General features: G+C 46.5%; 9 protein-coding genes. All 9 read left to right on the forward strand.

The window, feature by feature from the left end; genetic code table 11:
• The first annotated feature begins 303 nt into the window (after positions 1-303).
• Positions 304-1,785 (forward strand): TIGR02677 family protein, encoded by a 1,482-nt coding sequence (locus QZV24_RS01990; RefSeq protein WP_294519333.1) that lies wholly within the window; start codon positions 304-306, stop codon positions 1,783-1,785.
• Positions 1,786-1,788: 3 nt separating this feature from the next.
• A complete protein-coding gene (locus QZV24_RS01995; protein WP_294519336.1) occupies positions 1,789-3,009 on the forward strand; it encodes a TIGR02678 family protein in 1,221 nt (406 codons plus the stop codon).
• Positions 3,006-7,169, forward strand: a complete 4,164-nt coding sequence (locus QZV24_RS02000) for a TIGR02680 family protein (protein ID WP_294519339.1) — start codon at positions 3,006-3,008, stop codon at positions 7,167-7,169. Before QZV24_RS01995 ends, QZV24_RS02000 begins: the two co-directional genes overlap by 4 nt.
• Complete coding sequence (locus QZV24_RS02005) at positions 7,162-8,424, forward strand: TIGR02679 family protein (protein ID WP_294519342.1); 1,263 nt, start codon at positions 7,162-7,164, stop codon at positions 8,422-8,424. The genes QZV24_RS02000 and QZV24_RS02005 overlap by 8 nt, the downstream gene beginning before the upstream one ends.
• Positions 8,425-8,710: 286 nt before the next feature.
• Positions 8,711-10,207: a UDP-N-acetylmuramoyl-L-alanyl-D-glutamate--2,6-diaminopimelate ligase gene (locus tag QZV24_RS02010; RefSeq protein ID WP_294519345.1), complete on the forward strand. Its 1,497-nt coding sequence runs from the start codon at positions 8,711-8,713 to the stop codon at positions 10,205-10,207.
• A gap of 2 nt (positions 10,208-10,209) precedes the next feature.
• A complete protein-coding gene (gene murF / locus QZV24_RS02015) occupies positions 10,210-11,589 on the forward strand; it encodes a UDP-N-acetylmuramoyl-tripeptide--D-alanyl-D-alanine ligase (RefSeq protein ID WP_294519349.1) in 1,380 nt (459 codons plus the stop codon).
• 188 nt (positions 11,590-11,777) lie between these two features.
• Positions 11,778-12,722 carry a phospho-N-acetylmuramoyl-pentapeptide-transferase gene (gene mraY / locus QZV24_RS02020; RefSeq protein ID WP_294519525.1) on the forward strand — a complete coding sequence of 315 codons (945 nt, stop codon included), beginning with the start codon at positions 11,778-11,780 and terminating at the stop codon, positions 12,720-12,722.
• 99 nt (positions 12,723-12,821) lie between these two features.
• A complete protein-coding gene (gene murD, locus QZV24_RS02025; protein ID WP_294519352.1) occupies positions 12,822-14,189 on the forward strand; it encodes a UDP-N-acetylmuramoyl-L-alanine--D-glutamate ligase in 1,368 nt (455 codons plus the stop codon).
• On the forward strand, positions 14,186-15,298 hold the full coding sequence (murG, locus tag QZV24_RS02030) for an undecaprenyldiphospho-muramoylpentapeptide beta-N-acetylglucosaminyltransferase (RefSeq protein WP_294519355.1): 1,113 nt from the start codon (positions 14,186-14,188) through the stop codon (positions 15,296-15,298). Before murD ends, murG begins: the two co-directional genes overlap by 4 nt.
• The last annotated feature ends 19 nt before the right edge of the window (positions 15,299-15,317 follow it).

The raw sequence follows: 15,317 nt of genomic DNA on the forward strand, positions 1-15,317 counted from the left end.
TAATGTGCGTCGTTTTTTGGTGAAGAATTATATTGTGTACTATCTTGTGGATGATGAGGCTAGGAAGATTGTGGTTTTGCGCTTTGTTTATGGCAGGAGAAAGCAAGAGGTAATTATACAATCATTATAAAAATGGTAATAGCTTACTGCTAGTATGATTTAGTGGACACAAAAAGTGCGACACATTTTTTGATATCAGATCAAGTAACAATAATGACGAAAATGTGACCATTATGTGTTATACTGTATCTTAGCTACAAGGTTTATTGAAATAGTTTTTTATTTTATGATAGGAGCAAAAAATTGGACGAACAGGATTTTCGGCGAATTTCCGAAGTAAGCTACCTTAATACAGAAAATACCTGGCGTTATCGCTCAATACTGCATTTTTGTTTTAAGCGCCATGAGCACATGCAGACCTATGTTTATCCCGAGGATATATTTCATGAATTAAAGCGGGATCCTATTTTTCGGGAGTATTCTTTTGAGCAGCTGGAGCAGGATTTGACCACTTTGGTTGGCTGGAAAAATCTCATTCCTCATCAGGAAACCAGTCGGGCTAAAACCATAATGGATTTTAAGAAGAAACGATATCGCTATCAGTGTACGCCATATACCGTAGAGATAGAGCGCATGGTGGAAAAGCTTAAATCTATTGGTGAGGAGTTTAGTGGTTCTCTGGAAACCACCCAGTTTGATCGAATTTTGCGTGCTTTACGGGAGTTTTTGACGCCGGACAAACCGGTATCTAATAAGGAGCTTCATCAGATTTGGGAGGATTTGCAGCATTATTTTCATACAATGGTGGAAAATTCCTCTGACTACCTGGCTCATTTAAAAAGCACCAAGGTGGAGGAACGGATGCAGACTATGGCCTTTATAGTATACAAGGACCGTTTTACTCAATATTTACAGAATTTCGTTATCGGTTTGCAGCGTTCAGCCCAGAAAATGGAGAATTTGTTTAAAAGCAGTAATTCAGAGCTGGAAGCTATTTTGTTTCAGCGGTTAGCGGATTATCAGTTATCCATACCCCGTTTGGGTGAGGAAAAAAATGCCCAAGAATATTTTGATGATTTTCAGGAAAGCTTTTTGGTTATGCGGGAATGGTTTATGGGCACCAGTTATCGTGAAAGTGAGTTGTCGGTGCTGTCCAAGGAGACAGTGGATACCATTCGTCGTATTACTAAATTCGCCCAGCGGTTGGCTGAACAAAGACAAGCTTCCCGTAGCCGTAAGGCTGAGTATTTGCATCTGGCCCATTGGTTTTCTCAGGTTAGAAGCAAGAATGAGGCTGATTGTTTAAGTGCCATTGTTTTTGGGCCGGCTGGGGGACGCCATTTTTATGCGGAAAGCCGGGAAATGGAGGACATGAACAGCCATATTGAGGAAGAGCTGCCAACGAGAATTGAGCTTAAGCCACGGGTGAGTACCTATCGTGAACGTCAGCGCCAGGTGCCAATTCAGGACCATGGACAAGCAAAAAATGCAGTACGAAAGGCTTATTTGGATGAACAAAGAAAACTGGTGGATACCATAAATGATCTCGCTTCAGATGGTGTTATTGATTTTGCTGATTTGCCAGTTTTAAGCAGAGATGTTAGGCAGATCCTTCTTGGGTGGGTAGCCAAGGCATTGCACAGAAACCCTGTCCGTACTGAGCTGGGAACCTTGATTGAGCTGGTTTATGACAAAGGAAATCCTACTTCCATTGTGCTTCATTGTGATGATGGGGATTTTTCCATGCCGAAGATGCGGTTTTATATTAGGAAAGGACAGCAGTGATTTATGGTAGAGGATAGTGAGCAGGAGGAGCTGCGGCGGGCGGCCCAGATTTTGTTGGAAAATCGCTGGATTAGTCGCCGAGAAATGCCGGATGAATATTTGTTGATACGCCGTAACGAGAAAACGCTACGGCAATTTTTTCGTGAAAAATGTGGCTGGCCACTCTTGGTAACGGCACATTTTTACAAGTTGGAAAAAATCCCTGCCAATCCATGGCCGTTTATGGGGATTACTGCCATGCAAAGTATAGAGGATTATGTTTTGCTAGCTTGTGTGATGGCTTTTTTGGAGGAATATGAATCCGGGGGCCAATTCCTGTTAGGTGACTTGGCTGAGGCCATGTTGGCCTACTATCCCGAAGATGCGCTTACGCCACGATTAAATTGGGAATCCTATAATTGGCGTAAGTCCCTTATAAGAGTACTGAATTTTTTGGCGGAGGAAGGTATTATTAATATTGTGGACGATGAAAGCACTGGTTTTGTCAATCAGGGCTTTGATGCCGATGGGGTTATTGCTGGTGAGGCATTATATGAGGTAACCAATTTGGCTAGCTATTTCTTGCGATCATTTCCTAGGGAGCTATCGGATTATGATTCATGGGGGGATTTGCTGGAGGCTGATTATGTTACGGATGCCAGTGAGGAAGCCAGATCACTGCGGCATCATCGCAATCGGATTTATCGGGAATTATTATTGAAGCCGGTGTTTTATCGTCAGGAGGAGTATGAGGCTGACTTTTCTTATTTGTGCAACAGGCGGGGCCGCCTGGAGGATATTATTCAGGATTGGTTTGGTCTTCATTTGGAGCTGTATCAAAATGGGGTTATGGCGGTATCCCATGAGCAGTCCACTTGGTTTAATGATGTATTTCCCGTACATTTTCGTGGAATTCACGATATTATTTTGCACTTATCTCATTATTTTCGAGAGCTTTCTCCAGAGCAGGTGAAACAGCCCATGACTATTATTCAATGGCAAGGGCATTTGGAACAGTTATCTAAAAGTACTAAAACTGGCTGGACAAAGGAGTATCGGGAGATGAGTCTGAAACGGCTATCAGAAAGATTGCTGGAGGAAACGACTGCCTGGGGTATGGTAAAGGTTGATGAAGACGGTCTGATTATTGTACAGTCGGCCCTGTTTCGCCATGAAGGGGTATATCCTACTGGTTATACTGGCGAAAAAGAAAAGAAAAAGGCCAAATCGGGGGACGGAGAATGAGTGAAAATAGATGGCAGGCTTATAGAGCTGGTATTTTAAATTATTGGTATTATGACGAGGTGGAATTCTATTTTGCTGATGGCCGGTTGCTGCTGCGGGGCAGTAATGGCTCCGGCAAATCCGTTACCATGCAAAGCCTGGTGACTGTTTTGCTTGACGGTGTGAAACGGGCGGACAGGCTGGATAGCTTTGGTTCCAAGTCCCGGACTATGGATGATTATCTGCTGGGTGAAAAGGAAATCAGTGATTATGATGAGCGCACCGGCTATCTGTTTTTTGAATATAAGCGGGAAAACAGTGACCAGTATATTACTACCGGTATAGGTCTTCATGCCCGCCGTGGCTCCTCAAAGGTGGACTTTTGGGGCTTTATATTGCAAAATGGACGTCGCATTGGTCATGATGTTCAGCTATATCATGTGAATAAAAATCCAGAAACTGGACATGAGCAACGGATTCCTTTGACGAAACGGGAATTAGAGAATGCCATTGGTCAAGATGGACGGGTGACTACTGAACAACGCGAATACATGACCATGGTTAATCAATATATCTTTGGCTACAAGGATATTCAAAAGTATGAGGAGCTTATGAAGCTGTTGATTCAGCTGCGCAGTCCCAAATTATCCCGGGATTTTAAGCCAAGTGTAATATATGAAATCCTGAATGGCTCATTGCCAACCCTTTCTGATGATGATTTGCGTCCTTTGGCGGAAACTCTGGAAAATATGGAAAAAACCCGCTTGGCTATCGAACAGTTAAAACGGGAACAGGGCGCCTTTCAGGCTATTTGTAATGCCTATACCACCTACAATACAGCTGTATTGGCTGAACGGGCTATGGGAGTAGCCAGATGCGACAATATATTGAATAGTCTTGGTGAGAAGGAAAAGCAGCAACGGGAGCTGCTGGCCAATGTTTCAGAACAGGCGGAAAATGCCAGGGAAAGACAACAGGAATTGGCTGTGGAGGAACGGGCCTTGCGTCAGGAACAGTCTGATCTTCAAGAAAATGAGGCTTATAAGGCAGCAGAGAAGAAAAAGGAAAATCAGCTGACACTGGAAAGGGAAGAACGGGAGCAGAACCATCGGGCACAGATGCTATCTGATAAGCGGCGACGGGAGCTGTCCTTATCTGAACAGGTTAAAGGTGAGGAATATAAGCTATATGAGGTTGAAAAACAGGTAGCTGAGGTTTTGGATGATTTAGAAGGTTTAGCCCAGGAGGCGGATTTTTCGGCGCATGTAGCCATTAGCCAGGGCTTTAAGCTAACTGACGATGATGTGGCTGGTCATTTTATGCTGTGGCGCAATGAACGGCAAAATTATATTAAGACCCTACAGCAGCTGCACAAACGGCTTTTGGAATACGAAAATATTCAACAACGGGTCCAGCAAAATGAACGGGAGTTGGGTGAAGAAAATCGGCGCCTCGACCAATATTCCTATGAATATCAGCAATTACTGGAGGAATTGGAGCGGGAACGGGAAAATATTATTAAGGCCTTTTACGAGTGGAAAACCAGCTGGCAGGAGGTTGTTTCCTTCACTGGGGAGCAAGAAAATCAATTGGTGGGCTGTCTGCGGGAGCTGTATTCTTCCAGTCAATGGCTTGAAGTGGAAAAGCATTTAAGCGATGTGGTCAGCTACCATCAGCGGGAATTGGATGGGGCCATAGGTAAGGTGCGGGCCGACATTCAGCATATCGAGGCTAATTTAATCATTGAGCGGGAGGAATTGCGGCTTCTTAGGGAGAAGAAGGAGGCAGAACCGGAGTTAAGTGAAGCATATAAGCAGGCTAGAAACTCTTTGAAGGATAATAATATTGCCTTTTTACCATTATATGAGGCTACGGAATTTCGGTCCAATGTTCCAGAGCATGTCCGTGAGCGTCTGGAATCGGCTCTGTTGGAAGCTGGTCTGCTGAATGCCATTATTTTGGAAAATAATGAAATGGCCAATAAGCTGCCGGAGAATATGCGGGGCAATGTGCTGTTTAGTGGTGAATTGGTTATGCTGGCGGATTCTCTGATAAATTATTTGGAGCCCGTTCCGGGGGATAGCGGTCTGTCACCAGCCCGTATTGCTGACATTCTGTCCAGTATTATAGTGGATGATAATGTGTATCCGTCCAGTGGTGGTACTTCACTGAATCTGGAAAAGGGTGGTTATTGTCTAGGCAGTATTGCCGGACGGGCAGCTGAGCGCTCGGAGGCGTTATTTATCGGTAAGCAGGCTCGGGAAAGGTACCGGCGTCAGCAAATCGAGACCAAGGAGCAGGAAATAGCTGGCTTGACTGATCAGTTAATCAAACAACAGGGCCTGGAACAGGAGCTGCTGTTGAAGAATGAAAGATTGGGTCGGGCAAAGCAGGAATTCCCCTCTAACCAAGAGGCCCAGCAGCTTTATGATAAAGCCAGAGGCAAGGCTAATGAAATAGAGCAACAACGGCTTCGCCTTCAGGAAAAGGATGAGCAGCAAAAAAGGCTAACATTGGAGCTGCGACGGGAACGGTTGGAAATAACGGAAATGCGGGGAGAAACTACATTAGGTTTTTCTGTCCAAGCCTATGAGGAAGCATTGGCCTATATGAATGAATATGGGGAAGCGTATAACAGCCTAACCCTGTTGCAGGCCGATTACGCTCATACGGCAGAGCTGGTAAGTCAGCACAAGCAAGATGTGGAATATGTCAGTGGTGAAGTGGATATATTGAAGGGTGAACTGCAAAACAAAGAAAATGCTATTTTGCAGTTAAAGAAAAACATTGAGGCCTTGACCAGACAGCTGGAGGAAATGGATGCAACCTCTGTTGAGGCTCGTATTAGTGCGGTTATTTCTCGTTTGGCTACAATATCTCAGGAGCTGATGGCTGTTTCCAGATTGGTGGGGGAAAACGAACGAAATAAAGCCACTATCACCGCGGAGTTAAATCTTTTGACCCGGCATCAGACTATTTATAGCCAGCTTCGGGAAAGATGGAATGGCCTTTTACAGGCTGAGCTGCAACGGGGATTTTTTGCGGGTGACAAGAATGATTTGCAGAAAATAATTCAGGAGCGTCAGAAAGCGCGTGATACCCAAAGTCTCCATTCATTGGCTCAACGGGTGGAAAATCAATACGCGCAGCATAGGGATGAAATCGCCGAATATCGCTTCTCACTGCGGGAGGTAATGGATGATGTGGGAGAATTTATTCCTCTGTCACCTGAGGAAGAGCAGCAGTTTTTACCGCCTTGGGAAGCGCTAAGGGATTATGCAGTACGTCAGTTGGCAGTTACTGACATAGGTGGTAAGGGATTAAGTCCTTATGAACAGCTGGAGCAGCTAAAAAACCATTTATTGGAACAGGGAAATCTACTGTCGGAGCAGGATAAGCAAATTTACCAAGAGATTATTCTCAACAGTATCGGTCGGACTATCAGTGAAAAAATATATGGTGCTGAAGACTGGATAAAGAAAATGAATAAGCTCATGGATAAGAGTGAAACCTCCAGTGCATTGAGGTTTAGACTGGAGTGGAAGCCATTAACCGGTGACGATGATGATGAGCTGGATACGGCAGAGCTGGTGGAGTTACTCCATAGTGATCCGGAGCTGATGAAGGATGAGGATATGCAGCGATTGGAGCAGCATTTCTCCACCCGTATCCGAAAGGCTAGGGAGGCGGCGGAAATAATGGAAAAGGATGCCGATGCTTTCCAGGCTTCCGTTAAGGAACAATTGGATTATCGTCGGTGGTTTAGATTCCGCCTATATTACGATAAGGGAGAACATATAAAGCGACGGGAGCTGACGGATAAGGCCTTTTTCCGGCTTAGTGGTGGTGAAAAGGCCATGGCTATGTATGTGCCACTGTTTTCTGCGGCTTACTCCCGCTATTTGGATGCTGGTAGCGATGCTCCGCGACTTATTACACTGGATGAGGCCTTTGCCGGAGTAGATGAACAGAATATGCGGGATATGTTTAGATTGGTGGAGCAAATGGGCTTTAATTACATTATGAATTCCCAGGCAATATGGGGGGATTATGATGTGGTGCCAAGCCTGAATGTATATGAATTGCTTCGGCCCCTCAATGCCAATTATGTTTCGGTATTGGGGTACCACTGGGACGGCAATACAAAGCAGGTGATGGTGGAGGACACAGCAAATGGGTGATGGATTACAGGAAGAGGCAGTTAAATATTTTAAGGCCCATCAAGTCCTTTTTAGGCTGGTAAGGGATTTTTCCCAAAAATATCGTAGCCTGGGTCATTTCGGAGGTAGTGTCAGCCTAAGTTCATTATCAGACACGGAACAACGGGATTTGGGGGCATTTTTGCGGCGGGAAATTAAGGGGCAAACTAGAGTGTCCTTCCGGGAGTTGTCCAATGCTTGGAATAAAACCCGCTTTGAGGGGATTGATATAGAGAATTTTATATTGTCATTGTTGCCGGATAATTTTGTAAGCAAGCAGGAAGAGCGACGACAAAAAGAAAATAAACGGCAGTTAATCCTTGATCAGCTTTTGCGTGAACATTCGTCCGAGTTGGCTACAAAATGGCTACAGTCTTTGAAGGATGGCCAGTTAAGGTTGTCCAAACGGGATTTAAATTATAATATGGAACTGTTGAATGATGTGGCCACTGGTCTTGATCATATTGTTGATGTGTATGAACGGTTGCCAGTATTTGCCAATAGGGCAACCGGCAATCCTCATGCCTTTGATTTTGACCAGCCAGCCGGTCGGCTATTGCTACAGGCGATGGCTTTTCTTCGTGGCTCCAATGTGCCGATGGCAGCTGATGAGCGAACTAGCTTATTATATCAATATCATGTTATTAGGGATGATATATTAAATTTTGCCACGGTGTACGGTTTAGTGGCGTACAGAAAAACAGGGGCAGAAATTGCCTATTGGCGGGAGAGTACAAAATCCTTCTCTCCACTAAATATTCCTTTACGGGAAATAATTCAGGCCCATAAAATAGAACCTATAGGTGGAATAGATATGCCTGTTTATATTGTGGAAAATTCAGGGATATTTTCGGCTTTGATGGATACATTGATAGCTATAGGCAAGGTCCTGCCCTTGATAGCCTTTCATGGTCAGCTTAAGGCGGCTTCCTGGGCCGTTCTTGATCGCCTTGGTAAGAGTGGGGCGAAAATCCTTTATGCTGGCGATTTGGATCCGGAAGGTATCGGTATAGCGCAGCATATTTTGTCCCGTTATGATAATGTGGATTTGTGGCATATGTCGGTGGATGATTATAAAGAAGCAGTTACCGATTTGCCAGATGGGCGCCTGCAAAAGTTGCCTTCATCTGTGCATCCTAAATTGACAGACTTGGTCCAGGAAATGAAAATGCGCAAAAAAGCTCTGTATCAGGAAAGTTTATTGGATAAAATGGTATATGATATCGAGAGGTTATAGTAGTGAGCGGTTGAGATTATGATGCTGTTAGTATGATTTAGTGGACACAAAAAGTGCGACATCAAGTTTTGTCGAATGTTTTTATTAGGCAGCCTGCGGGCTGCTTTTTGTTTGCTGTTGAGACATACTATATTTTGACGATTATAGCAAAATCTGAACAATTGCGTTATGTCGAGTTATATTTATACTTCGACGAAACGCTAAAAAGAATATTTTCCTATATAAATATAGGAAAATCTGCGTTATAATGTATTGGTTAAGTTATGAGATTTTGTAGGAGGGTCCTATGGGAAAGATATTAGGCACACTGGCGGCGCTGATTGAGGGCGCTGAGATTATTGGGAACAGCGATACGGAAATTAAGGATATAGAGCATGATTCGAGGAAGGTTACCGAAGGTACCCTGTTTGCCTGTATGGTGGGTGCCCATGTTGATGGACATGATTTTATTCCTCAGGCCAAGGAAAAGGGCGCAGTGGCCATTATCACCGATAATGAGAATGCCTTTATGCCGGCGGGGATGGATGTGCTTCTGGTGCCAAATCTTTCCGAGGCATTGAAGGTGATTGTGCCATTTTTCCATGATTATCCGGCTCAGAAAATGCGGGTAATCGGCATTACCGGGACCAACGGTAAGACCTCCATCAGCTATATGATTCGGGCTATGCTCCGGAAAATGGGCTTTCGGGTGGGGCTTATCGGTACTATTCAGATAATGATTGAGGACGAGGTGCTGCCTATTCACAATACCACCCCGGATGTGGTGGAGCTGCAGCATACCATGGCCATGATGCTGGAAAAGAACATGGACTATGTGGTGATGGAGGTTTCCTCCCATGCCTTGGACCAGAACCGGGTGGCCGGGGTGGAATTTGATACGGTGGTATTTACCAACCTGACCCAGGATCATCTGGATTATCACAAGACGCTGGAAAATTACAAGCTGGCCAAAGCCAAGCTGTTTGATATGGTGGGCGCCAAGACCAATGTGAAAAATGGCAAGACAGCGGTGGTGAATGTGGACGATGAAGCCGGAGCCTTTATGCTCAGCCATGCGGATTGTCGCCATATTACCTACGGCATTGATAATGCGGCCTTTTTGAAGGCGGAAAATATTCAGGTGCTGTCCAGTGGGGCCAAGTTTGATATTAAGCATAAATTTGGCGTATTGCCATTGGATTTAAAGATTACCGGTATTTTCAATGTATATAATGTAATGGCAGCAGTAGGAGCTGCTATGGCCGAAGGCGTGCCATTGCCGATTATCAAGGCGGCACTGGAGGATTTTACCGGTGTGCCGGGACGGTTTGAGCTGGTACGGGGCGGACAGGATTTTGCCGTAATCGTGGATTATGCTCATACGCCGGATGGCCTGGAAAATATCATCAATACGGCCCGGAAGATTTGCGATAAAAAGATTATTACGGTGTTTGGCTGCGGCGGCGATCGGGACCGGACCAAGCGGCCGATTATGGGCCGGATTGCGGCCGAGCTGTCGGATATTGTTATTGCTACCTCAGATAATCCTCGCACCGAGGATCCGGCCTTTATTCTCAGCCAAGTGGTTGAAGGAGTTGAGGAAGCCTGCGGTGATAAGCAGCATGAGTCGATTATAGACCGGAAGGAAGCGATTTTCCGGGCGGTTCGTCTGGCCGAGGCCGGGGATATTGTGGTGATTGCCGGCAAGGGGCATGAGGATTACCAGATATTAAAGGATAAAACCATTCACTTTGACGATAAAGAAGTGGCAATGGAAGCTATAAAAGCAAAATTGGGAGAATGATTATGCCAAAATTTTCTTTAGCCGATATAGAGCAGGCTTTGGGCCATATTACTGTTTTGGAACATGGACAGCAGGAATTTGCTGATGTGATTACCGATACCAGAAAAATTACCTCAGGGGCGTTGTTTGTGGCCCTGAAGGGGGAGCGGTTCAACGGAGAGACCTTCGTGGAGGAGGCCTTTAAGCAGGGAGCCGCTGGGGTGCTGGTCAGCAATGAATATCAGGCGAATGGTGATAAGCTGGGTGGGACGATTATAAAGGCGGATTTTGATACCCAGACGGCGCTGCAGAAGCTGGCTCATTTTTGGCGGATGAAGTTTGATATTCCTGTGATTGTTATTACCGGCTCCAACGGCAAGACTACCACCAAGGATTTAACCGCCTCAGTACTGTCAGCCAAGCTGCCGGTGTTAAAGACTCAGGGGAATTTCAATAACGAGATTGGTTTGCCGCTGACTTTGCTGAATATGGATGAGACTCATCGGGCCGCTGTAGTGGAAATCGGCATGCGCGGGCTGGGCCAGATTGCAGCATTGGCTCCTGTGGCAGCACCAAGCATTGGTATTGTTACCAATGTGGGGGAAACCCATATGGAGCTGTTAGGGTCTATGGAAAATATCGCCAAGGCCAAGGCCGAGCTGGTGGAGGCTATTCCAGCCGGTGGTACGGTGATTTTAAACAATGATAATGAATATACGGCGGCTATGAAGGACAAGTGTCATAGCGGTGTCAAGGTCATAACCTTTGGTATAGATAGAGAGGCTGATATTAAGGCCTCTGATGTAACAGGAACGGCTACGGAAACTATCTTTAAATGCCGTTTGGGGCAAAAGGGCGAAGTAGCGGAGTTTACTTTGCCAATGGTGGGCCGGCATAATGTGTCCAATGCACTGGCGGCAATTGCGGCTGGTTGGCATTTGGGCCTGGATGCTAAGGCTATTCAGTACGGTTTGACTAATTTACAGATGTCCAGCATGCGGTTTGAAACAAAGCGGATGGGCGAATATAACATTATCAATGATGCCTACAATGCCAGTCCTATGTCCATGGAGGCCGCTATCAACACTTTGCAGGAAATTGCCAAGGGGCGGCGGATTGCCGTGCTGGGGGATATGCTGGAACTGGGTGAGGTCTCGGTGGCGGCCCATCAAAAGGTGGGACGGCAGGTAGCCAACAGTGGTGCTGTTGCCCTGATTGCTTATGGAAAAATGGGGCAGGAAATTGCCAATGGGGCCAAAATGGCCGGGATGGAAAATGTTTTCCATGTGGAGAGCCATCAGGCGGCCGCCGATAAGCTGCATGAAATGCTGCAGCCGGAGGATACCGTGCTCTTTAAGGGATCCCGGGGCATGCAGATGGAAAAGATTATAGAATTAATGTAAAATGAGACTTACTCAGTTGGTTCTTTAAAATCCAACTGAATGTAGTCGAATAAATCCTGGGATTTATGGGTGCTTTACTCCCACTTAAAGGGTGGGAGCCTTAGCACCCGTTAGCACAGGGTAAATTTGGAGGCTTTTACTAAATGTTGTTGGAATTTACAATAGCTGGGACGAATTTTGTGCTGCCAATGAATGCGGCTTATGCGTTGGCCCTGGCCTTTATATTGGTATTGGGGGCTGGCCCGTGGTTTATTCCCAAATTGCACGCGCTGAAGTTTGGACAGAGTATCCGGGAGGAGGGCCCACAGAGTCATCAGGTCAAAAGCGGTACCCCAACCATGGGGGGCATGATGATTATTTTGGGGCTGACGGTGGCCACTCTGGTGTTTTCTCCTTGGACCAAGGAAGTTATGCTGGCGCTGTTTGTGATATTGGGCCATTTTCTGTTGGGCTTTCTGGATGATTATATCAAGGTAGTCAGAAAGCATAATGAAGGGCTGAAGCCTAGGCAGAAGCTGCTGGGACAGATTATAATCGCCGGATTGGTGGCGGTGTTTGGCGGACTGCCGACGGATTTGTGGGTTCCATTTGTGGGAAATATTGATTTTGGCTTTTTCTTTTATGCCTTCATGATGTTTGTTATGGTGGGGATTACCAATGCGGTAAATCTGACCGATGGCTTGGATGGACTGGCTTCCGGTACGGTGGCAGTGGCTTCCTTTTTCTACATGCTGGTCTGCGCAGCCATGGGCAAAGGTGAGCTGGCTGTTATGCTGGCGGCGACGGTGGGGGCCTGTCTGGGCTTTTTGAAATTCAACTATCATCCGGCCAAAATATTTATGGGTGATACCGGTTCCCTGGCTTTGGGCGGCGTTATGGCGGCGGCTGGTATATTGACCCATACGGAGCTTTTGCTGGCCTTGATTGGTTTTATTTTTGTATGTGAAACCTTGTCGGTAATCATTCAGGTGGCATCCTTCAAGAGTACCGGCAAACGGGTATTTTTGATGAGCCCGATTCATCATCATTTTGAGCTGAAGGGCTGGTCGGAGCTTAAGGTTGTCTGGGTGTTCTGGACCGTGGGCCTGGTAATGGGAATTTTGGGCCTGATGGTGTATATGTTTGGGAATTAGGAATTTAGTGCTAATTATGAATTAGGAATGATGAATTAGGAATTAGGAATTAGGAATGGGGATTAGGAATTCCTAATTTATGATAGGGAGATGTAGAAGATGGATTTTCAGGATAAAAAGGTATTGGTAGTGGGTGTTGGCATTAGCGGAAATGCTGTGGCCAAGATTGCCAAGCAGATGGGCGCCGAGGTTACTCTCAGTGATTCCAAGGCGGAAGCCGACATTAAGTACGATTTGCAGGAGTTGCGAGATGCCGGCGTAAAGCTGGTGTTTGGCAAGCAGGAAAATACCTTGCTGGATGGGGTGGATATGGTTATTCTTTCCCCGGCGGTGCCAGTTCGGATTCCTTTGGTTCAGGAAGCCTACAAGCGGAATATTGAGGTTACATCTGAGGTGGAGGTGGCCTACAAGCTGGCCAAGTCACCAATTTTGGCAGTAACCGGTACCAATGGCAAGACCACTACCGTAACCTTGCTGGGCCAGCTGATGCGCACCCGGTATCCAAATGCCGGTGTGGGGGGCAATATCGGTGTGCCACTGTGCGAGGAGGCGTTAAAGGCTGGGGAAAACAGCTGTGTTGTAGCTGAGATTTCCAGCTATCAGATGGAAGCGTCCAAGGACTTTAACCCTCATGTAGCAGTGGAATTGAATGTTACCCCGGACCATGTGGTACGTCATGGCAGCCTGGAAGTTTATCAGCAGATGAAGGAGAAAATGTTTGCCAACCAGACCAAGGACGATTTTTTGGTACTGAATTATGATGATCCAAAGACCAGAGATATGGCTAATCGGGCCAAGGGACAGGTATTTTTCTTCAGCCGGAAGGAAGCTTTGGCAGAGGGAGCGTTCCTCTGTGATGGCTGGCTGACTATCGTATGGCAGGGACAGACCTGCAAGCTGTGCAAAGCGGATGAATTAAAGATAAAGGGTGGCCACAATATTGAAAATGCGCTGGCGGCCGCCGCAGCAGCTTTCCTGGGTGGTGTGCGTATCCCGAAAATCGGGGAAACCTTGAAGGCTTTTGAACCGGTGGAACATCGGATTGAGCCGGTAGCTACTGTAAATGGTGTGCCTTATTACAATGATTCCAAGGCCACCAATACTGATTCTTCCATCAAGGCACTGGAGAGCTTTGACGGACATCTTATCCTGATTGCCGGTGGTGACGACAAGCACACTGATTTGACCGAATTTATGACTTTGGTCAAGGAAAAGGTTGATGAGCTGATTTTAGTGGGGGATGCCGCGGAACGCTTCAAGGAAGCGGCACTTTCTCTTGGATATGCGCCGGAGCATATTCACGAGGCAGGCTATTCCATGGACAAGGCGGTAGAGATTGCCCACCAGGTTTCCGGCATACCACAGACCGTGCTTCTGTCCCCGGCCTGTGCATCTTTTGATATGTACACCGGCTTTGAGGAACGGGGCCGTGACTTCAAACGATTGGTAAAGGATTTGCTTAAATGAAGATAATTGTATCTGGTGGTGGTACTGGCGGGCATATTTATCCAGCCATTACCATCATACGGGCGTTGAAGAAACAAATAAATGATTTGGAGGTCCTTTATGTGGGAACCAGTACCGGCCTGGAGGCGGATATTGTGCCCAAGGAAGGCCTGCCATTTAAGACAGTTGATTTGCAGGGCTTTAAACGGAGTTTGAGCCCTGTTAATATTGTTCGCTTTTTTAAGGCTATCGGGGGCGTTTTCAAGGCGGCGGGGATTGTGCGGTCTTACAAGCCGGATGTGGTAATCGGTACCGGCGGTTATGTGTGTGGGCCAATTCTTATGGCGGCCAGCCTGATGGGGATACCTACCCTTATTCAGGAGCAGAATGTGGTGCCGGGGATAACCAACAAGATTTTATCCCATTTTGTCAGCCGGATTGCCACCGGGGCCATTGAGGCCAATAAGTTTTTCCCACAGGATAAGGTGATATTTACCGGCAATCCTATCCGGGATGAAGTGGTGAATACTGAGAAAATGCCAGGGTATGAAGCCTTTGATCTTGATCCGGCGAAAAAGACGGTACTGGTTTCCGGCGGCAGCCGGGGGGCCCGCAGCATCAACCGGGCGATGGTAGGTGTGTTAAAGCACTTTGCCGGCAGCAAAACGGTGCAGATTTTACACGCCACCGGCAAGGCCGAGAACGGGGATATAATGAATCGGATTGCGGAGGCTGGGGTGAACTTGCAGCAGTATGACAATCTGAAGGTTGTGCCCTATTTGTATGATATGCCGCAGGCCATGGCGATTGCTGACTTGGCCGTGTTCAGGGCTGGGGCTACCGGCTTGGCGGAGCTGACTGCCAAGGGAATACCGGCGGTGCTGGTACCATATCCTTATGCAGCGGAAAATCATCAGGAGTTTAATGCCAGAGCCATTGAAAAGGCTGGGGCTGCCCGGGTGATTTTGAATCAGGACTTGAATTCTGATATACTGATTTCGGTTATTGAACAGCTTTTGGGCAATGACAAATTGTTAAAGGAAATGGCCGAGGCCAGCCAAAGCATTGGTCGGCCGGAAGCGGCTGATACCATTGGCGAAATCATAATTCAATTAGCAAAAAAGAACTAATATAAAATTGAAGGGATGT

The organism is uncultured Anaerovibrio sp., assembly GCA_902786545.1.
GTDB lineage: Bacteria > Bacillota > Negativicutes > Selenomonadales > Selenomonadaceae > Anaerovibrio.

Bases quoted from the DNA above. Each gene is read 5' to 3' on its own strand.
- QZV24_RS01995 (WP_294519336.1), top strand. From the start codon at position 1,789: ATGGTAGAGGATAGTGAGCAGGAGGAGCTGCGGCGGGCGGCCCAGATT.
- QZV24_RS02000 (WP_294519339.1), top strand. From the start codon at position 3,006: ATGAGTGAAAATAGATGGCAGGCTTATAGAGCTGGTATTTTAAATTAT.
- QZV24_RS02005 (WP_294519342.1), top strand. From the start codon at position 7,162: ATGGGTGATGGATTACAGGAAGAGGCAGTTAAATATTTTAAGGCCCAT.
- QZV24_RS02010 (WP_294519345.1), top strand. From the start codon at position 8,711: ATGGGAAAGATATTAGGCACACTGGCGGCGCTGATTGAGGGCGCTGAG.
- murF (WP_294519349.1), top strand. From the start codon at position 10,210: ATGCCAAAATTTTCTTTAGCCGATATAGAGCAGGCTTTGGGCCATATT.
- mraY (WP_294519525.1), top strand. From the start codon at position 11,778: ATGAATGCGGCTTATGCGTTGGCCCTGGCCTTTATATTGGTATTGGGG.
- murD (WP_294519352.1), top strand. From the start codon at position 12,822: ATGGATTTTCAGGATAAAAAGGTATTGGTAGTGGGTGTTGGCATTAGC.
- murG (WP_294519355.1), top strand. From the start codon at position 14,186: ATGAAGATAATTGTATCTGGTGGTGGTACTGGCGGGCATATTTATCCA.